This is a genomic window from Streptomyces sp. NPDC006923, assembly GCF_040635655.1.
In the GTDB taxonomy this organism is placed as follows: Bacteria; Actinomycetota; Actinomycetes; order Streptomycetales; family Streptomycetaceae; genus Streptomyces.
Map to the genome: position 1 here is coordinate 388,314 of NZ_JBEYIF010000006.1, position 19,388 is coordinate 407,701.

General features: G+C 70.5%; 20 protein-coding genes. 15 read left to right on the top strand and 5 right to left on the bottom strand.

Annotated features, from left to right (window positions below; genetic code table 11):
- Positions 1-3: 3 nt before the first annotated feature.
- Genes ABZ707_RS15125 through ABZ707_RS15135 form a run of 3 tightly spaced genes read right to left on the bottom strand, consistent with a single transcriptional unit; the run spans position 4 to position 2,083 of the window.
- Entirely contained in the window at positions 4-798 is a 795-nt protein-coding gene (locus ABZ707_RS15125; RefSeq protein WP_360173520.1) for an AIM24 family protein, read from the bottom strand.
- On the bottom strand, positions 795-1,445 hold the full coding sequence (locus ABZ707_RS15130; protein WP_360173523.1) for an AIM24 family protein: 651 nt from the start codon (positions 1,443-1,445) through the stop codon (positions 795-797). The genes ABZ707_RS15125 and ABZ707_RS15130 overlap by 4 nt, the downstream gene beginning before the upstream one ends.
- Entirely contained in the window at positions 1,445-2,083 is a 639-nt protein-coding gene (locus tag ABZ707_RS15135; protein ID WP_360173526.1) for an AIM24 family protein, read from the bottom strand. The genes ABZ707_RS15130 and ABZ707_RS15135 overlap by 1 nt, the downstream gene beginning before the upstream one ends.
- A gap of 224 nt (positions 2,084-2,307) precedes the next feature.
- Here ABZ707_RS15135 and ABZ707_RS15140 point away from each other — a divergent pair, with 224 nt between their 5' ends.
- From ABZ707_RS15140 to ABZ707_RS15155, 4 genes are all read left to right on the top strand, one after another.
- Complete coding sequence (locus ABZ707_RS15140; protein WP_360173529.1) at positions 2,308-2,652, top strand: DUF3817 domain-containing protein; 345 nt, start codon at positions 2,308-2,310, stop codon at positions 2,650-2,652.
- On the top strand, positions 2,649-2,942 hold the full coding sequence (locus ABZ707_RS15145) for an MTH1187 family thiamine-binding protein (RefSeq protein WP_319683565.1): 294 nt from the start codon (positions 2,649-2,651) through the stop codon (positions 2,940-2,942). Before ABZ707_RS15140 ends, ABZ707_RS15145 begins: the two co-directional genes overlap by 4 nt.
- Before the next feature lie 268 nt (positions 2,943-3,210).
- Positions 3,211-4,971, top strand: a complete 1,761-nt coding sequence (locus ABZ707_RS15150; protein ID WP_360173532.1) for a cellulose synthase catalytic subunit — start codon at positions 3,211-3,213, stop codon at positions 4,969-4,971.
- Between the two features lie 3 nt (positions 4,972-4,974).
- Complete coding sequence (locus ABZ707_RS15155; RefSeq protein WP_360173535.1) at positions 4,975-6,945, top strand: kelch motif-containing protein; 1,971 nt, start codon at positions 4,975-4,977, stop codon at positions 6,943-6,945.
- A 78-nt stretch (positions 6,946-7,023) separates the two neighbouring features.
- Here the strand turns inward: ABZ707_RS15155 and ABZ707_RS15160 are convergent, their stop codons facing one another.
- Positions 7,024-8,097: a glycoside hydrolase family 6 protein gene (locus ABZ707_RS15160; protein ID WP_360173538.1), complete on the bottom strand. Its 1,074-nt coding sequence runs from the start codon at positions 8,095-8,097 to the stop codon at positions 7,024-7,026.
- 179 nt (positions 8,098-8,276) lie between these two features.
- Between ABZ707_RS15160 and ABZ707_RS15165 the strand changes: the two genes are divergently transcribed.
- From ABZ707_RS15165 to ABZ707_RS15195, 7 genes are all read left to right on the top strand, one after another.
- Positions 8,277-8,783, top strand: coding sequence for a MarR family transcriptional regulator (locus ABZ707_RS15165; RefSeq protein WP_360173541.1), 507 nt, complete (start codon positions 8,277-8,279; stop codon positions 8,781-8,783).
- 53 nt (positions 8,784-8,836) lie between these two features.
- Positions 8,837-9,169, top strand: coding sequence for a DUF3817 domain-containing protein (locus tag ABZ707_RS15170; protein ID WP_360173544.1), 333 nt, complete (start codon positions 8,837-8,839; stop codon positions 9,167-9,169).
- 129 nt (positions 9,170-9,298) lie between these two features.
- Positions 9,299-10,999, top strand: coding sequence for a methylmalonyl-CoA mutase family protein (locus ABZ707_RS15175; protein WP_360173547.1), 1,701 nt, complete (start codon positions 9,299-9,301; stop codon positions 10,997-10,999).
- A 107-nt stretch (positions 11,000-11,106) separates the two neighbouring features.
- Positions 11,107-11,772 (top strand): GNAT family protein, encoded by a 666-nt coding sequence (locus ABZ707_RS15180; protein ID WP_360173550.1) that lies wholly within the window; start codon positions 11,107-11,109, stop codon positions 11,770-11,772.
- Positions 11,773-11,874: 102 nt separating this feature from the next.
- Positions 11,875-12,330: a MarR family transcriptional regulator gene (locus ABZ707_RS15185; protein WP_360173553.1), complete on the top strand. Its 456-nt coding sequence runs from the start codon at positions 11,875-11,877 to the stop codon at positions 12,328-12,330.
- Entirely contained in the window at positions 12,327-13,196 is an 870-nt protein-coding gene (locus tag ABZ707_RS15190; RefSeq protein ID WP_360173556.1) for an ATP-binding cassette domain-containing protein, read from the top strand. The genes ABZ707_RS15185 and ABZ707_RS15190 overlap by 4 nt, the downstream gene beginning before the upstream one ends.
- On the top strand, positions 13,156-14,016 hold the full coding sequence (locus tag ABZ707_RS15195; RefSeq protein WP_360173559.1) for an ABC transporter permease: 861 nt from the start codon (positions 13,156-13,158) through the stop codon (positions 14,014-14,016). Before ABZ707_RS15190 ends, ABZ707_RS15195 begins: the two co-directional genes overlap by 41 nt.
- Positions 14,017-14,044: 28 nt before the next feature.
- On the opposite strand, the gene ABZ707_RS15200 is transcribed toward ABZ707_RS15195, so the two are convergent.
- Complete coding sequence (locus ABZ707_RS15200) at positions 14,045-14,695, bottom strand: TetR/AcrR family transcriptional regulator (RefSeq protein ID WP_360173562.1); 651 nt, start codon at positions 14,693-14,695, stop codon at positions 14,045-14,047.
- Between the two features lie 283 nt (positions 14,696-14,978).
- Here ABZ707_RS15200 and ABZ707_RS15205 point away from each other — a divergent pair, with 283 nt between their 5' ends.
- From ABZ707_RS15205 to ABZ707_RS15220, 4 genes are all read left to right on the top strand, one after another.
- A complete protein-coding gene (locus ABZ707_RS15205; RefSeq protein ID WP_360173565.1) occupies positions 14,979-15,956 on the top strand; it encodes a tetratricopeptide repeat protein in 978 nt (325 codons plus the stop codon).
- A 589-nt stretch (positions 15,957-16,545) separates the two neighbouring features.
- A complete protein-coding gene (locus tag ABZ707_RS15210; RefSeq protein WP_360173567.1) occupies positions 16,546-17,184 on the top strand; it encodes a DUF6230 family protein in 639 nt (212 codons plus the stop codon).
- A 325-nt stretch (positions 17,185-17,509) separates the two neighbouring features.
- Entirely contained in the window at positions 17,510-18,055 is a 546-nt protein-coding gene (locus ABZ707_RS15215; protein WP_360173570.1) for a DUF6114 domain-containing protein, read from the top strand.
- On the top strand, positions 18,045-19,340 hold the full coding sequence (locus ABZ707_RS15220) for a hypothetical protein (protein ID WP_360173573.1): 1,296 nt from the start codon (positions 18,045-18,047) through the stop codon (positions 19,338-19,340). Before ABZ707_RS15215 ends, ABZ707_RS15220 begins: the two co-directional genes overlap by 11 nt.
- Positions 19,341-19,388: the final 48 nt, after the last annotated feature.

Here is a 19,388-nt window from a genome sequence, read left to right on the forward strand (position 1 = left end):
CGTTCACAGTCCGAATCGCCGCTGGAGGTCCCCGAGCTGGCCGGGCAGCCTCGGCGCGGCGCCCGGCTGACCGCCGTGCCCGGCCTGACCGGTGCCGGGCATACCGCCCCCGGGCACCCCGTCCTGCTGGGGCACCGCGCCCGTCGCCTGCTCCGGCATCAGCGTCTCCGTGGACTGGAGCAGCACCGTCCCGGCGCCGACGAACTCGAACTGGTGCTCCTCGCCGGAGGTCCCGCCGATCCCCGTCAGTGCCCGCAGGCCGCCCATCACTCCCGTCATATACCCGTGGTCGTAGTGGTGGCAGGGGGAGGGGCAGTCCGCCCAGCCCACCAGCGCCTGCGGATCCACCCGGATCGGCGGCTCCATGAAGACCACGGGCCCGTTCGAGGCGGCGACGAATGTGCCCGTGCCGATCAGCGTCAGAAAACCCGGCACGATCGACTGCTTCAGCGCCAGGCTCGGCTGGTACGCCAGCAGGTTCCCGGAGCGGATCGTCAGATTCCCGTCCTCCAGGTCGAAGGAGTTGACGTCGAAGGCCCGGTCGGCCAGCAGCATCTTGCCGCTGCCCTCGGCCACCACCCAGTCACCGGCGTGCAGCGGTGAGTGGAAGCTGGTGCGCAGCAGCCGGTCGAAGCGGCCGAGGCCCACGCCGTTGAAGTCGATCCGCCCGTAGTAGGCGATCATCTTCCCCTTCTGCAACAGCCACTGGCTGCCCTTGAGCTCCACGCAGAAGGTGTACGGATTGACGTTGTCGTCGCTCGGCAGCGTCATCGGGTCGAACACCACGGGCGCGCTCACAGCTTCTCCTCCGACGCCTGGACATACACCGCACCACTGCCGCTGAGTTCGAGCTGGAACGCCTCGCCCGAGCCGCGCCCCACCATGTCGCGCCAGCCGAGCGCGGTGGAGAGCTTGTTCCGTACGTCGCCGTGGTGCGCGACATACGCCTGCGGGTCCACATGGACGGCCCGGCCCGGCGTGATGGGGACCTCGATCACACCGCCGTGCGCCATCACCGCGACCGCGCCATGGCCCCTGAGGGTCGTGGTGAACAGGCCCTGGCCCGTCACCTGGCCGCGCACCATGCCCATCACCCCGCCCTGCGAGCCCAGGAACATCGTGCCCTGCTCCAGGGTCCCGTCGAAGGCGAGCAGCCGGTCGGCCTCGACATACAGCGTGTCGCCGGTGAGGCCGACGACCTGGATGTGATGGCCGCCGTGGCCGAACATCACCGTGCCGCTGCCCTCGACCGTCATCAGCGGAGTCGCCTCGTTGGCGACGCGCCGGCCGATCATCGACATCAGGCCGCCCTGCCCGCCCGCCGTGTTGGGCGTGAAGCTGATCTCGCCGCGGTACGCGAGCATCGCGCCCCGCTGGCTGTACATCTTCTGGCCGGGGACCACCGTCGCCTCGACCATCTTCGAGTTGATCTCGCGGAACGGCATCAGACGTCACCGCCGACGGTGTTCCGCTCGCTCGGCTGCACGTACACGAGTCCGTCACCCTCGAAGCGGATCTGGAAGGCTTCGCCGGAGCCCTCGCCGATAAGTGTCCGGACGTTCACCCCGGACTGGAAGTGCTGCTGGAGACCGCCCTGGTGGGCGACATAGGCGCCGGGATCGACCGTCAGCGGGTACTGCGGGGTCACCCGCAGGATCACCGCCGGGCCGTCCGACATGATCGCGGCCTGGCCGGTGCCCTCGACGGTGGTGGTGAACAGGCCGTTGCCCGTCGCGCCGCCACGCAGCCCGGTGAAGGACGTGCCGGTCCTGAGCCCCGCGTCGGCGCAGAGCAGATTGCTCGCCTCGACGAAGAGCTTGTCGCCGTGCAGCGAGACGAGGTTGATCTCGCTCGCCCGGTCGGCGAAGTAGCAGGTGCCCCGGCCTGTCACCTCCATCACGGTCATCTGTTCGCCGGTGAGCCGGCGGGTGACCATGCCCCGCAGGCCCTCACCGCCGCCGGACATCTTCTTGAAGGCCATCTGGCCGTCGTACGCGACCATCGAGCCGTTCTTCGCTTTGACGGCATCGCCGGTCATGTCGACGGCGAGCACCTTGCTGCCTTGGAGTCGGAACTGAGCCACAGATCGAAGGTAACTGGCGGCGGCGGGCGGGAACAGGGGCATCCGTCCGGGATCGTCCCTGAGCCGACCCTGATAACGGTCGGGCAAAGCCGGGCTGCCACAATGAACCGACGCTTGTGCACGCGTTCACAAGATCGCGTCGCAGGAGCCGCGTCCGCGAGTCCGCATGCGTGAGATCCGCGTTCGCACGATCACCTCGCCCCCGATGACGAAAGTGCCTCCTCGTGGACATCAAGACCGCCTCCTCCCTCCACCGCCTCCGTCTGGTCTCCGCGCCGGAGGCCGTGTCCTTCCTGTTGCTGCTGGTCTGCTCGGTGCTCAAGCGCACGACGGAGTTCAACGCGGTCCCCGTGATGGGCGCGATCCACGGCCTGCTCTTCGTCCTGTATGTGATCTTCTGGCTGGACGCCTGGAACCGCACCAAGTGGTCCTTCGGCACCGCCGCCCTCTACTTCGTCCTCTCCGTCCTGCCGACCGGCGGTTTCTTCGCCGAGCGCAAGCTCAAGCGGGCCGCCGACGACGAGGTCGTCGCCGCCCGCGCCCGCCGCGAGGGTACGGTGAACGCATGATCGTCGCTTTCTCCGTGAGCCCGCTGGGCGTGGGCGAGGACGTCGGTGAGTATGTCGCCGACGCCGTCCGCGTCGTCCGGGAATCCGGGCTGCCGAACCGCACCGACGCCATGTTCACCTCGATCGAGGGGGAGTGGGACGAGGTGATGGACGTGGTCAAGCGGGCCGTCGCCGCCGTCGAGGCCCGCGCCCCGCGTGTCTCGCTCGTCCTCAAGGCCGACATCCGGCCCGGCGTCACGGACGGTCTCACCTCCAAGGTCGAGACGGTGGAGCGTCACCTCTCCGGCTGAGCGTCCCGATACCGCCGGCCGAGCGCGCCCGCCGTGCGCGCCCGGACCGGCCCGCGCCACAACTCCCGGGCCCGGCACCGGTGTCGGGCCCGAGCCCGGCCCCCGTCCGCCCTCCGGCGCCGCTCCGTCCGCGCCCGCCGGCGCCGCTCCAACGGCCTACACGAGGGCCCCCGACGGCAAAACCGCTCGCACGGGCGCATCCAGTCGACATGCAGGTGAATCTCCCTTTCTGTGGTGATATCGACCTCGCTAGTGAGCTGGAGGCACCGTGCGGCCGGAAGGGTACGACTACGACACCTACAGCTGTCTGGCCGGTCCGCTCACCCAGCCGGACCGCACCACCACCCCCTACCAGGTGCAGTACCGGAGCCTGCTCTCGCGGGAGCCGCACCGAATACGGGCGGTACTGCTGATGGCCCTGGCCCCGGTCCTCTCCGCGGGCCTGCTGGTCTACCTGGTCTGGCCCACCCACCGCACCACCCGGGAGGGCGCCGACCGGCGGCTGGTCGTCTTCGACCAGGTGATGCTCGCGTCGATCGGTCTCATCGCCTTCTTCATGCTGGTCAACGTGGCCTCGGTGGCCCATGCCACGCTGGTCGCCCGAGACCCGGTACCCGTCCCGGCCGAGCTGGGCACCCGGGTCGCGTTCCTCACCACATACGTGCCCGGCAAGGAGCCCCTCGCCATGGCGCGGGCCACACTCGAAGGCGCCGTACGACTGCGCCACGACGGCCCGTTCGACGTCTGGCTGCTCGACGAGGGCGACGACGCCGAGGCCAGAGCCCTCTGCGCGGAACTGGGCGTCCGCCACTTCACCCGCCACGGCGTCCCGGAGTGGAACCGCGACAAGGGCGTACACAAGGCACGGACGAAGCACGGCAACTACAACGCCTGGCTCGCCGCGCACGGCGCCGACTACGACTTCTTCGCCTCCGTCGACACCGACCATGTGCCGCTCCCGAACTACCTCGAACGGATGCTGGGCTACTTCCGCGACCCGGACATCGCCTTCGTCGTGGGCCCGCAGGTGTACGGCAACTACACCTCGCCGGTCACCAAGGCCGCCGAGTCCCAGCAGTTCCTGTTCCACGCGCTGATCCAGCGGGCCGGCAACCGCTACCACGCCCCGATGTTCGTCGGCACCAACAACGCCGTCCGGATCAGCGCGCTCCTCCAGATCGGCGGTCTGTACGACTCGATCACCGAGGACATGGCCACCGGCTTCGAGCTGCACCGCAGAAGGAACCCGGACACCGGGCGGTACTGGCGCTCCGTCTACACCCCGGACGTCCTGGCCGTCGGGGAGGGACCCGCGTCCTGGACGGACTTCTTCACCCAGCAGCTCCGCTGGTCCCGGGGGACGTACGAGACGCTGTTCAAGCAGTACTGGAAGGCGCCCTTCCGGGTGCCGCCGGGCCGGCTGCTCAGCTACACGCTGATGCTCGTCTACTACCCGATGACCGCGGTCAACTGGTTCCTCGGGATCCTGAGCTGCGCCCTCTTCCTCTGGCTGGGCGCCTCCGGCACACAGGTCTCGTCCTCGGTCCTGCTGATGCTCTACAGCGACGCCGCCGCCCTCCAGATCGGCCTCTACCTCTGGAACCGCCGGCACAATGTCTCGCCCCACGAGCCCGAGGGTTCGGGCGGTCTGGCCGGGATGGCGATGTCCGCGCTCTGCGCGCCCGTCTACCTGAAGTCGCTGGCATCGGCGGTGCTGCGCACCAACGGCCGCTTCGTGGTCACTCCGAAGGGCCGGGAGGCCAGCCCCGACCGGCTGATGACCTTCCGCCTCCATCTCTACTGGGCCGCCGTGCTCGTCAGCTCCCTCGTCGCCTCCTCGTTCCTCGGCCACACCCACGCGGCGATGCGCACCTGGGCCGTGCTGGCACTGGCCATCGCGCTCTCCCCGGTCGCCGTCTGGACCTGGACCTCGCTGCGGGAGCGCGGCGGGACGAGGGCCGCCACCGCCGCCGCCGAGACAGGTGAGGAGCCGGAGCCCGCGTTCGCCACGACGACAGGAGGGAACTGAGCCATGTCCCACCCCCACACGCCGTCGAAGAAGTTCAGGAAGACGCTGCTGGGTGGCGGAGCGCTGGTGGTGCTCGCGGCCCTCAACGCCCCGGCGGCGTTCTCCTTCGCGGAGGAGACGTACCACGCGTACAAGATCGCGCAGCCCGGTTACAAACGGCAGTACGGCTCCTGGGCGCTGCTCGACGTCCCGAGCCAGTACCGTACGAACGCGATCCACGCGGCCCTGCTGCACACCGGCAAGGTGCTGATCATCGCCGGTTCCGGCAACAACCAGAAGAAGTTCGACGAGGGATCGTTCGACACGATCCTCTGGAATCCGGCGGACAACACCTTCAAGAAGATCCCCACCCCGGAGGACTTCTTCTGCTCAGGCCACGCCCAACTGCCGGACGGACGGCTGCTGGTGGCCGGTGGCACGGCGCGGTACGAGGTGCTCGACGGCGAGGTCGGACGGGCGGCCGGCCGGATGCGGGTCAAGAACGAGAACCCGGACCGGGGTTACACGTTCAAGAAGGGCACGCGCTTCCGTTCGCCGTCGGGCATGGAGTACGTCAGCAAGTTCGATGTCACCGTGCCCAAGGCGCGGCGGCAGGTGAAGGTCGGATACGGCAAGGGCGGCCGGGTGCTGCCCTGGAAGACCAGGATGACGGCCGGTGAGGCGCGGGTGTTCGTCGAGGCAGTCAAGGAGGGGCCCGGGTCGCTGACGACCCAGGCCGCGCAGTACGAGATCGTCGGTCTCCGGGGCCGGGAGGCGGACAACGTCTACGGCATCGCGCAGAAGATCACCACCGAGAAGCAGGACTTCCAGGGCATCAAGTCCGCCTACGAGTTCGACCCGAGGGCCGAGAAGTACATCCCGGTGGACCCGATGAAGGAGGCCCGCTGGTATCCGACGCTGGTGACGCTGGACGACGGCAAGGTGCTCGCCGTCTCCGGGCTGGACGACATCGGCGCCGTGCTCACCGGGGACAACGAGCTGTACGACCCGAGGACCAGGAAGTGGTCCAAGGGGCCCACCCGCTACTTCCCCACGTATCCCGCGCTCTTCCTCACCAAGGGCGGGACGCTCTTCTACTCCGGCTCCAACGCCGGCTACGGGCCCGCGCTGAAGGGCCGGCAGCCGGGGCTGTGGGATCCCCGGACGAACACCTTCACCGAGGTCGGCGGGCTCACCGACGCCGACCAGACCGAGACCTCGGCCTCCCTGATGCTGCCGCCCGCGCAGGACCAGCGGGTGATGCTCCTCGGCGGCGGCGGGGTCGGTGAGTCGTCCAGGGCCACCGCCCGCACGGCGATCGTCGACCTCAAGGAGGACAACCCGGCCTTCCGGGAGGGGCCCAGGCTGCCCCGGGGCACCCGCTATCTGAGCAGTGTGCTGCTGCCGGACGACACCGTCTTCACCAGCGGCGGCTCCTCGGACTACCGGGGCCGCGGCGCCAGCGACATCCTGAAGGCGCAGTTCTACGACCCCAGGACCAACAGTTTCCGGCCCGCCGCCGACCCCACGGTGGGACGCAACTACCACTCCGAGGCGCTGCTGCTGCCGGACGGCCGGGTGGTCACCTTCGGCTCCGACCCGCTCTTCGGTGACGCCGACAACACCAGGCTGGGGACGTTCGAGCAGCGCGTGGAGATCTACACGCCGCCGTACCTCCAGGGCTCGGGCACCGGCGACGTGGACCGTCCCGTGCTGGGACCGGGGCCCGGCGAGATCGTCAGGGGCGGCCGGGTGACCTTCAGGACGCCGCATCCCGGGCGGATCGTCAAGGCGCGGCTGATGCGGCCGAGCGCCGTCACCCACACCACCGATGTCGAGCAGCGCTCGATCGAACTCTCCCTCAGCGGCGACCGGGACTCGGTGACGATGGAGGTCCCGGAGGACCGGACCCTGGTGCCCGGGGGCTGGTACATGCTGTTCGTCACCGACGCCCACGGGGTGCCGTCCGTGGCGAAGTGGCTGCTGGTGAAATAGGCGCGCGGGCCCGGGGACGGGCCCGGACCGCGCGCTTCACGGTCCCGGCCGGGGGCGCCGGTGGTCTCAGAGGTGGTCTCAGAGCCTCGCTCTGCGGGCGAGCCCCAGGGCGTAGTCGGGCCACCAGGTGCCCGCCGCCGGGCCGCCCCGGCAGGGGCCGTCCGATTCGCCGGGCCGCTTGATCCACAGATAGGCGTCCAGGAGTTCGTTGCCCGTGTGGGTGGTCGGCGGTGTGCCCAGCGCCCGTCCCGGCGGGTTGCACCAGGGCTGATTCCGGTCCTTGGGCAGCGGTCCCGCGCCGTTTCTGCTGGTGTCGACGGTGAAGTGGGCGCCGTCCAGCATCCCGGACAGCCGCGTCCCGAACGTCTTGACCGCCTCGTTGGTCTGGAAGTTGGACACATTGAGCGAGAAGCCGTCGGCCGTCTTGACCCCGGCCCGCCGCAGCGGCTCGGTCAGCTTGGCCGGGTTGGAGATCCACTCCGGGTTGCCGGCGTCCAGATAGACCCGGGTGTGCGGCAGCCGCTTCAGCCTGACGATCGCCTGCGAGAGCAGCTCGTACCGCTCGGCGTGGTGCTGCGCGGGCGTACAGCCGTCGACGAGGTGCGGGACGGCGTCCGGCTCCAGGATGACAATGGCCCGCGCGTCCCCGATGGCGTCGGCGAAGGAGCCGAGCCAGTCGCGGTAGGACTGGGCGTCGCGGGCGCCGCCCGCCGAGTACAGACCGCAGTCGCGGTGCGGGATGTTGTACGCGACGAGGACCACCGTGCGCCCGGCGGGCGCCGCGCGCTGTACGGCCCTTCTGATCTCCGGTACGGGGTCCTCGTCGGCCGGCCAGTGGGCCACCGCGCGTTCGGAGATCCGCCGGAGCGCCCGCGCGTCGGCCGGGCGTCCCTGCTTCTCCCACAGCTCGACCTGCCGGGCCGCGTCACTGTCCGGGTCGACCCAGAAGGGCGACGCGGTGTCGCGCTCCGGGTCGGCCGCGCCCGCCGGGGGACTGGCCTGACCGGCCTCGCTCCCGCCGCTCTGGCGCGAGGAGGCGCAGCCGGCGGCCAGGAGCGCGAGAACGGCCGCGACGGTGGCGGCGGCGACGGTGCGCGGCAGCCGGCGCGCGCGACACGTACGGAACGGACGGTGCGCTCTGCGGCCGGACATCCAGCCCCCTCGGACGACTGCTGGTGAATCGATGGATGGGGCATATCGTTACATGACGGAAAGACGGCCAGGAGGTACGACACCGGGCGGGCGTCCCCGGCGGCCCCCGTTCCGCACCGGCCGGACCGAAAGGCGAGACGGAGCTGACCGTCATTTGACCAGTGGGTAAGGTCGGTGCCGTGCCGAAGCCGCTCAGCCTTCCCTTCGACCCCATCGCACGCGCAGACGAGCTCTGGCAGCAGCGCTGGGGTCCGGTGCCCTCGATGGGCGCGATCACCTCGATCATGCGCGCGCACCAGATCCTGCTCGCCGAGGTCGACGCGGCGGTCAAACCGTACGGGCTGACCTTCGCCCGGTACGAGGCGCTGGTGCTGCTCACCTTCTCCAAGGCGGGCGAGCTGCCGATGTCCAAGATCGGCGAGCGGCTGATGGTCCACCCGACCTCGGTGACCAACACCGTCGACCGGCTGGCGAAGTCCGGACTGGTCGACAAGCGTCCCAACCCCAAGGACGGCCGCGGCACGCTCGCCTCCATCACGGAGAAGGGCCGCAAGGTGGTGGACGCCGCCACCCGCGATCTGATGGACATGGACTTCGGCCTCGGGACGTACGACGCGGAGGGGTGCGCGGAGATCGTCGCGATGCTGCGCCCGCTGCGGATCGCGGCCCGGGACTTCGAGGTGTGAGCGGGGCAACCCCCGCGGAGATCGCCCGGAACGTGCCGGTTACGCTCGACGGCATGAAGAAGAGCGTGCTGACCCGATACCGGGTGATGGCATACGTCACCGCCGTCATGCTGCTGCTGCTGTGCACCTGCATGGTGTTCAAGTACGGCTTCGACAAGGGCGAGGGCCTCACGCTCGTGGTCTCGCAGATCCACGGCGTGCTCTACATCATCTATCTGATCTTCGCCTTCGACCTGGGCTCCAAGGCCCGGTGGCCGTTCGGCAAGCTGGTCTGGGTGCTGCTGTCCGGCACCATTCCGACCGCCGCCTTCTTCGTGGAGCGCAAGGTCGTCCGCGAGGTCGAGCCGCTGATCACGGATCCGCCGCCGACCGCCGTCAAGGTCTGATCCCACCGCTCCGGGGCCCTCTCCAGGCCCCCGGATGAGCCGCCCGCGAGAGCTGTGGCGGCTCACCGGTCGACATTTACTTGGACGTCCTAGTAAATTCGAGGTATGGACGGTGTAGGCAGGGACGCTATGGACTCGGACGCCATCGAAGAGGGCCGCCTGCGCTGGCAGGCCCGGTTCGACAAGGCACGCAAGCGCGACGCGGACTTCACGACGCTCTCCGGCGACCCGGTGGAGCCCGTCTACGGGCCCCGGCCCGGCGACACCTACGCGGGCTTCGAGCGGATCGGCTGGCCGGGGGAGTACCCCTTCACCCGGGGGCTGCATCCGACCGGCTACCGCGGCCGGACCTGGACCATCCGGCAGTTCGCCGGATTCGGCAACGCCCAGCAGACCAACGAGCGCTACAAGATGATCCTGGCCGCGGGCGGCGGCGGGCTCTCCGTGGCGTTCGACATGCCCACGCTCATGGGCCGGGACTCCGACGACCCGCGCTCGCTCGGCGAGGTCGGACACTGCGGTGTCGCCATCGACTCGGCCGCCGACATGGAGATCCTCTTCGGTGACATCCCGCTCGGCGATGTCACCACCTCGATGACGATCAGCGGCCCGGCGGTCCCGGTCTTCTGCATGTACCTCGTCGCGGCGGAGCGCCAGGGCGTCGACCCGGCCGTCCTCAACGGCACGCTCCAGACCGACATCTTCAAGGAGTACATCGCGCAGAAGGAGTGGCTCTTCCAGCCGGAGCCGCATCTGCGGCTGATCGGCGACCTGATGGAGCACTGCGCGCGCGACATCCCCGCGTACAAGCCCCTCTCCGTCTCCGGCTACCACATCCGCGAGGCGGGCGCGACGGCCGCGCAGGAGCTGGCGTACACCCTCGCGGACGGCTTCGGCTATGTGGAGCTGGGCCTCAGCCGGGGCCTGGACGTGGACACCTTCGCGCCCGGTCTCTCCTTCTTCTTCGACGCGCACCTCGACTTCTTCGAGGAGATCGCCAAGTTCCGCGCGGCCCGGCGGATCTGGGCGCGCTGGATGAAGGAGGTGTACGGCGCGCGCACCGACAAGGCGCAGTGGCTGCGCTTCCACACCCAGACGGCCGGGGTCTCGCTGACCGCGCAGCAGCCGTACAACAATGTCGTACGGACCGCCGTGGAGGCCCTCTCGGCCGTCCTCGGCGGCACGAACTCGCTGCACACCAACGCCCTCGACGAGACGCTCGCGCTGCCGAGCGAGCAGGCCGCCGAGATCGCGCTGCGCACCCAGCAGGTGCTGATGGAGGAGACGGGCGTCGCCAATGTGGCCGACCCGCTCGGCGGCTCCTGGTACGTCGAGCAGCTCACCGACCGGATCGAGGCCGAGGCCGAGAAGATCTTCGACCAGATCAAGGAACGGGGTCTGCGGGCCCACCCGGGCGGCCGGCACCCGATCGGGCCGGTCACCTCGGGCATTCTGCGCGGCATCGAGGACGGCTGGTTCACCGGCGAGATCGCCGAGTCCGCCTTCCAGTACCAGCGCTCCCTGGAGAAGGGCGACAAGCGGGTCGTCGGCGTCAACGTCCACCACGGCTCGGTCACCGGCGACCTGGAGATCCTGCGGGTCAGCCACGAGGTCGAGCGCGATCAGGTGCGGGTCCTCGGCGACCGGAGGGCCGCGCGCGACGACGCGCGGGTGTGTACGGCCCTGGAGGCCATGCTGGCCGCCGCCCGCGACGGCTCCAACATGATCGCGCCGATGCTGGAGGCGGTCAGGGCGGAGGCGACGCTCGGCGAGATCTGCGGCGTCCTGCGGGACGAGTGGGGCATCTACACGGAGCCGCCCGGCTTCTAGTGTTCTGACAACACGCCCCCGGGCCGTGTCCGACAGGGCCCGGGGGCGCGACTGGCGCGGCGGTAAACCAGTGGCCGGAGGGGCGGCGGTCCGATAGGAAGACTGCCATGACTGCCGCCTCCGCACCTCCGCCCGCCGCTCAGAGCCCCGTCGACCGGCAGGCGTTTGTCCGCACCACGCTCGATCTGGGTGATGTGCTGCTGCGCCCCTGGGGTCCCTGGGCCGCCGAGCCGCAGTCGGAGGTGCTGGACGGTCTGGTCGCCGCCGCTGCGGATCCGCTGATAGCACTCTGGAACCCCCTCGCGACCGTCGACCGCACCGCCGCCACGGCCTGGCTGGACGCCCGCGACCAGGGCTGGGAGCGCGGTGCCGGTGCCGCCTTCGCCGTGCTCGCCGCCGACGGAGCCCTGCTGGGCGGTGTCAGCGTGCGCTGGGTCGACCGCGCGGACGGGCTGGCGATGACCGCCTACTGGACCCTGCCCGGGGCTCGCGGCCGGGGGGTGGCGGCCAGGGCGACCGCGGCGGTGACGGACTGGGCCTTCGCGACGGCCGGCGCCCGCCGGATCGAGATCGCCCACGCGGTGGGCAACGAGCCCTCCTGCCGGCTGGCCCTCCGCTGCGGCTACCCGGCGGAAGGCACGCTGCGCGACTCGCACCTCTTCGGTGACGGCGCCTACCACGACGAGCATCTGCACGCCCGGCTCGCCGGCGACCCGGCACCGGCCGGTCTCGCCCCGGAGGCGACCGCGTACACCACCGTGACCAGCGGCTGACCGCCGCGCGCCGACAGTTTCCGGCCCGCCGCCGCACACCGGGCGGCGGCTCCGGGCAGGCGTTTCTGGCTCATACCTCTGAGTGAGAGCTAAAATGCTTGTATGCCCACGGAGGAGTTCCATGACGCGCTCGCCGGGGTGCTGGCCGGTGTCCAGCGGACGATCCGGCGGCGGCTGCGCGACGGTCTGACCACCCCGCCGCTGCGTGGCGCCCAGGTCGAACTCCTGAGACTGGTCACGGCCCAGCCCGGCATACGGGTCTCGGCGGCGGCCAAGGAGCTGTATCTCGCGGGCAATTCGGTCTCCACGCTGGTCAACCAGCTCAGCCGGGCCGGCTATCTGCGCCGCGAGACCGATCCCGAAGACCGCCGCTCCGCGCTGCTGCTGCCCACCCCCGCGGCCGAGGCCCGGCTGCGCGCCTGGGAGACGCGCCGCAGCGCGCTCATGCGTGAGCAGGTGGAACGTCTGACGGACGAGGAACGGGCGGCCCTCGCCGCTGCCCTCCCCGCACTGCGCAGGCTCGCCCAGAACGTGCACCAGGAAGTGGAGGGCATATGAGCGAGGACGTGCCCAGGGACCCCGAGCGCTCCGACGCGCCCGACGCCGTCACCTGTACCGGCCTGAACTACCGGTTCGGCGAGACAGTGGCCGTCGACGACCTCGACCTCTCGGTGGGCGCGGGCGAGGTCTTCGGCCTCCTCGGCCCGAACGGCGCGGGCAAGACCACCGCGATCCGCTGTATCACCACCCTGCTGCCCGTCCCGGCGGGCATGGTGCGGGTGTTCGGACACGACGCCGCGAAGGAGAAGATGGCGGTGCGCCGCCTGCTCGGCTACGTACCGCAGCAGCTCTCCGCCGACTCCGCGCTGACCGGCCGCGAGAATGTGACGCTGTTCGCGCGGGTCTTCGACGTCTCCCGCCGCGAGCGTGCCGAGCGCGTCGCGCAGGCGCTGGAGGCGGTCGGTCTGACCGGCGCCGCCGACCGGATGGCCAAGACCTACTCCGGCGGCATGATCCGCCGGCTCGAACTCGCCCAGGCGCTGGTCAGCGCGCCCAGACTGCTGATGCTGGACGAGCCGACCATCGGCCTCGACCCGATCGCCCGTACCAGCGTCTGGGAGCACATCAACGCCGTACGGAACGCCACGGGCATGACCGTCCTGGTCACCACGCACTACATGGACGAGGCCGACCAGTACTGCGACCGCGTCGCGCTGATGCACCACGGACGGATCCGGGCCCTCGGCACCCCGGAGGAGCTCCGGGCCGACCTGCGCGAACGCCGCCGGGCCTCGGGCGCCAAGGACGCCGCGCCGACGCTGGAGGACGTCTTCCGCGATGTGGCCGGCAGCGGTCTCGACGAGGAGGGAGGCGACTTCCGCGATGTCCGAAGCACCCGCCGCACGGCGTCCCGCGTCGGCTGAGCCCCCGGAGCCGGGCCGGCTGGATCTGCTGCTCGTCCCGCCGCGTGCGCGGACGGGCTGGCGCGTCCTGCCCGCCAGGGTCGTCGCGATGTGCGTCGTCGAGCTGCAGAAGCTGCGCCACGACCGGACCGAGCTGTACACCCGGGCGGTCCAGCCGGCCCTGTGGCTGCTGATCTTCGGTGAGACCTTCACCCGGATCAAGGCCATCCCGACCGGCGGCATCCCGTACATCGACTACCTCGCGCCCGGCATTATCGCCCAGTCCGCGATGTTCATCGCGATCTTCTACGGGATCATGATCATCTGGGAGCGGGACGCGGGCATCCTCACCAAGCTGCTGGTGACGCCCACCCCCAGAGCCGCGCTGATCAGTGGCAAGGCGTTCGCCTCCGGCGTCAAGGCGCTGATCCAGGCGGTGGTGGTGATCGTCATCGCCGCGGCCCTCGGCGTGGGGCTGACCTGGAATCCGCTGAAGCTGCTGGGGGTCGCCGTCGCGGTGATCCTCGGGTCCGCCTTCTTCTCCTGTCTGTCCATGACCATCGCGGGCATCGTGCTGACGCGCGACCGGCTGATGGGCATCGGGCAGGCCATCACCATGCCGCTCTTCTTCGCCTCCAACGCCCTCTACCCGGTGGCGATCATGCCCGGATGGCTCCAGGTGGTGAGCCGGATAAACCCCCTGAGCTATCAGGTCGACGCCCTGCGGGGGCTGTTGCTCGGGACGTCCTCGCACCTGCTGCTCGACTACGGCGTGCTGCTGGCCGCCGCAGCGGCCGGGATCGCGGCGGCCTCGTCACTGCTGGGACGCCTGGCGAGATGAGGCGGGGCGGGCCGCCGCCCCCGCGTTGTCAGGGCGGCGACGCGGCGGCGGCCAGCCCGCCGAGCAGCATGGCCGTGAAACCGCGCGCCCACCGCCGGTCCACCGGTTCCGCGCTGACCAGCGAGCGGTGCACCACCGCTCCGGCGATCACATCGAAGATCAGGTCCGCGGTGCGGGCCGCGGTCGCCTCGTCCGGCTCGGGCGGCAGCTCACCCCGGAGCTGGGCGCGCTCCCGTCCGAGCAGCACCAGCCGCTTCTGGCGGTGCACGATCGAGTCCCGGATCCGCCGCCGCAGTGCCTCGTCGCGGGTCGACTCCGCGACCACCGCCATCAGCGCGGTCTTGGTCTCCGGCAGCTCCAGCAGCGCTCCGAACTGGAGCACCACCCCTTCCACATCGGCGGCCAGGCTGCCGCTGTCGGGGAGCTCCAGCTCGTCGAAGAGCACCGCCACCGCGTCGACCACCAGCTCGCTCTTGCCGGCCCAGCGCCGGTAGAGGGTGGTCTTGGCGACGCCCGCGCGGGTCGCCACATAGCCCATCGTCAGCCTGGACCAGCCCAGTTCCACCAGCGCGGCCCGGGTCGCCTCCAGGATCGCGGAGTCGGCGGCGGCGCTGCGCGGACGGCCCGTACGGCTCACGTCGGGCACAGGGCCGCCGTCGGGGCGGGTGCGGCTACACATGGACGCGACCATACCGGCCGGTAGGCAATCCGCTGTGATCCAGTTCACCGGGAGAATCCCAGGCGGGTTTCGGACGGTGAAGTTACGCTACGACCCGTAGCGAAAGCCGGGACCGGCTCACAGCGACGACCACTGACGTCCGGGTGGGGACCCGGAGTCGACCTTCGGACCGCGTCTGTCCGTACACCCCGCACACCGGCGGGGACGGCCGGACAGACCGCTTTCCGTACGGCGCGGGCGCATCGCTTTCCTGAAGTGTGCGCCGAAGGGGGAGGATGTAGTCATGCAGCCTAGGAACATGTCCATGAGCGGTGTCGTCGACCTCGCCGCGGTGAAGGCGGCCAGTGAGGCCAAGGCCAAGGCCGAGCAGGCCCGCGCGGAGGCGGCCCGTCACGGGGGCACCGGTGCCGTCGCTCCCTCCAGCCTGGTGATCGATGTCGACGAGGCCGGCTTCGAGCGCGATGTCCTCCAGCGTTCCACCGAGGTCCCGGTCGTCATCGACTTCTGGGCCGAGTGGTGCGAGCCGTGCAAGCAGCTCAGTCCGGTACTGGAGCGGCTGGCGCGGGAGTACAACGGCCGGTTCGTCCTCGCCAAGATCGATGTCGACGCCAATCAGATGCTGATGCAGCAGTTCGGGATCCAGGGCATCCCCGCCGTCTTCGCGGTGGTGGCCGGCCAGGCGCTGCCGCTCTTCCAGGGCGCGGCCCCGGAGACCCAGATCCGCCAGACCCTCGACCAGTTGATCCAGGTGGGCGAGGAGCGCTTCGGCCTCACCGGCATCGCCGTCGACGCGGGCGCGGCGGCGGACGCGGACGGGGAGCAGGAGACGGCCGTCCCCGAGGGACCGTACGACGCCCTGCTGGAGGCCGCCGTACAGGCCCTGGACGCCAATGACTTCGCCGGTGCCTCGCGGGCCTACCAGAACGTGCTCGCGGACGACCCCGGCAACACCGAGGCCAAGCTGGGGCTCGCCCAGGCGGAACTGCTCGGGCGGGTCCAGGGCATGGACCCGCAGCAGGTGCGCAAGGACGCGGCGGAGAGGCCGGAGGACGTCCGGGCGCAGATCGCCGCGGCGGATCTCGATCTGGTCGGCGGGCATGTGGAGGACGCCTTCGGCCGGCTGGTGGAGGCCGTGCGCCGGACGTTCGGCGAGGACCGCGACGCGGCGCGGGTGCGGCTGCTGGAGCTGTTCGAGGTCATCGGCGGCGACGACCCCAGGGTGACGGCGGCGCGGTCGGCCCTGGCGCGGGTGCTCTTCTGATCCGTCGGCGCGTCGGCCTTCGCGGCGCGCCGGGGGATGTGGCGGGGGAGTGCGACAGTGGCCGTACTTTGCCAAAACTTGGCAATCGCGGCCGCTGTTACTCGCAGTAAATCAACCCGGCCGGTCTGCCCCTCTATGGCGGGCAACCGCCGTGAATGTCGCATGAGTTGGGGGCACCCTGTGTGGCCGCCCGGTACCGGCGCGTCGACGGCTGGTTATCGGGCCGTTACTAGCCAGTAACGAACCCCCTTGTGTCAAGGGCGTGAATGCACCACGATCGTCGACGCTCGGTCCAATACCGCACCAGCACGGCAGCCAGTCGCGTCGTCGGTCCTGGGTCCCCACCGAGCGGACCGGCGGCAGCGCCGCCGGCCCGGACAGGGGGGTTCCTGCCTACCCGGCAGGGCCTGTCCAGAGGTTGCGCGAAGGCGTGGCCAGTGGTTGTCGCTCGGGGGTGATCGCCGGTGGTTCCGGGCGCGCCTCGCGCCTCCGGAACAGGCGCTCTCCTTCCCGAGGACGTAGCACTTCTCCCATCCCAGGGCGGGCTCCGGCCCGGTCCGGAGATGTACGTCCGAGAAGGAGGAAATTCATGGAGTCCCAAGTCCGTGGCGGAACCAGATGGAAGCGGTTCGCTGTCGTCATGGTGCCCAGCGTGGCCGCGACGGCAGCGATAGGTGTCGCCCTCGCACAGGGGGCGCTCGCCGCGTCGTTCAGCGTGTCGGGCCAGAGCTTCAAGGTGAGGGCCGACAGGCTGGTCGGTCACGACTTCGTGCAGTACGGCGGAGTCGCCAAGGGGACCGACCTGCAAGGCAAGGAGGCCATCCATCCGGTGGCCGTCTCCGGCTTCAAGCGGGCCGAGATCACGAACATGTGCCAGTCCGTGGTCACCCCGCTGCCGCTGCTCAACACGAGCGTGACGCTGGTCCTGAGGGCCGGTGACAAGGGCACCGAGATCAAGGCGCAGAATCTCTATCTCGATGTCGAGTCGCTCGACGCGGACGCCGTGTTCAAGAACATCGACATCGGTGTCGCGGCCGGCCAGAACAAGTCCCCTGGCATCCAGAAGGGGACGGAGGCAAACCCGTACGGCTTCGCCCAGCAGGCCGAGACGGCCACGCTGACCGATGTGAAGCAGACGGCCTGGGCGACCACCGCGGGCACCTTCAGGCTTCCTGACCTGAACCTGAGGCTCAACGTCGGTGATCCCAAGAAGTACGAGTGCTACTAGGGTCTTTCGTCTGGATCTGGCCGGGGCGCGTGAGCCCGGCGAGATCCGTACGAGAGGCCCCCGGGTCTTTCGTCTGGATCTGGCTGGGGCAGGGAGCGGGGTCTGGTGCTGTGGATCGTGAGGCGGAGGAGGGAGTCGACGCGGAGCGTCGGCGACCGACGACAACGCTGCGAGACGCGGTACCGGGGCACGCGAGCCCGGCGAGATCCGTACGAGAGGCCCTGAGCACGACCTTCGGGCGGGCCGGACGTGTTCGCAGGACCGTCCGGGCCGCCCGGCCCCCTGTTCTCTTTTCGCGACACCGCTTTCCAGGGAGCTGTTTTCCATGAGCGCCGAGTCCACAGGTTCCCGCGGATTCACCTACTGGTGGCTTCGGTTCCGTGCCTGGCGAGGCGCCCGGCCGTTCTGGGCGGGCCTGTTCACTCTTTTCGGCGGGCTGCCGATCGCCTACTTCCCTTACGCGCAGCTCCACCTCGGCAATCTCACACTGGCCATGTCCACCACGGCCGGCGCGGGTTCGCTGATCATCGGCGTTCTGCTGGTGACCCTCGGACTGACGATGTGGTTCCAGAGCGTCGTCCGGGTCTTCGCCGGTGTCGCGGCCATCCTGCTGGCCCTGGTCTCGATCCCGGTCTCCAATATCGGCGGCTTCCTCGTGGGCTTCCTGTTCGCTCTGCTCGGTGGCGCGCTCTCCATCTCGTGGGCGCCGGGCAGACCCGTGGAACCGGCCGCCGAGAACAACACCCCCCACCGGGCACCCGAGCCCGACAGCGACGGTGACCCCTTCCTTCCCGGACCGCGCGACGGGGAGGACCCGAACGTGACGGACATGACTGCCCACGCCAATGGCGGGAGGAACAGTGCGGGGTGACGGAACGCAGCGGATCGCGGCCGGACGAGAGGATTCCCGGGTGAGAAGAGGGCCGCGCCACGCGGCCCCCAGGAAGTCGCTGCTGACCAAGTTGCAGATACCCGCCGGAAAGGCGATGGCGCTGGCCGCGATGCCGACGGCGGTCTTCGTGGGCATGGGGCTCAGCCCCCGGCTCGCGCTGGCCGACGACAGCAGGGACATCCCGTACGCGCCGGGCCCGTGCGTGACCCGCTCGGACGATCCCGACGCCTCCGCCTCGCCGTCCGCGTCGGAGTCACCGGAGCCCGGCGAGTCGCCCTCGGCGACACCGGCGCCCACCGCGAGCGGGACGGCCGGACCCGGCGGAGACGGTACCCAGCCGCACCCGCCGGGCAGTTCGGCCCCGGAGCCGCCCGGCTCCACGCCACCGGACGCGCCCGCCGTTCCCGGACCGACGCCCACACCCACGCCCACGCCGACGAAGACCAGGAACCCGCTGGACCCGCTGGGGCTGGGAGACGCGCTGGGGGACCTCCTCGGGCTTCCCGGCGAGAAGCCGACGAGCACCCCGTCCGGCGCGCCCGCCGACGGGACGCCGGCGGAGAAGCCCGCAGGCGGGAAGCCGGCCGGGCAGCAGCCGGACCGCCCGGCGGGCGGCGCGGTCGGCGGGGCCGTCGACGGGGCGGCCGACGCGACCAGGGACGCCATCGAGGACGCGGCACAGAAGGCCGGCGCCACGGTCGAGGAGCTGGACGAGGACGCCAAGGGGCTCGACGCCCACCCGGACGACGACCTGCCGGAGGGCGCGGACGGCAAGGAACCCTTCCCCTGCCCCACCGCCGACCCGGACGCGCTCGCCGCGGCCCGACTGGAGCCGTCCATCCCGCTGTTGCCGGACGACCCGTGGACGCTGCGGAGCTCGCTGCTGACGCTGAACGGCCTGGACTACCACGGCATCGTCGAGGTGAAGACCGGCAGTGGCAAGGTCAAGAAGGCGCTGAAGTTCACGGCCGCCACACTGGACATCAAGGACCTGCACCAGACCGTCGTCTATCCGGCGGGCAGGACGGCGCATGTGAAGGCGCGCGCGGGCTCCACGTCCACCATCCGCGACGGCGAAGTGACGATGTACACCGAGGAGTTGAAGGGCAACCTCTTCGGCCTGATCCCGATCACCTTCAGCCCGGAGACCCCGCCCCCGGTGAATGTCCCGTTCGCCTTCTTCACCGATGTCCAGGTCACCCAGGCGGGCCAGTTCGGCGGCACTCTCACCGTGCCCGGCCTCCAGAACTACCTCACGGACTGAACAGACTCCCGGGAGCCGCGGGAAAGTGTGGCCCGCACCGGCGCGTTC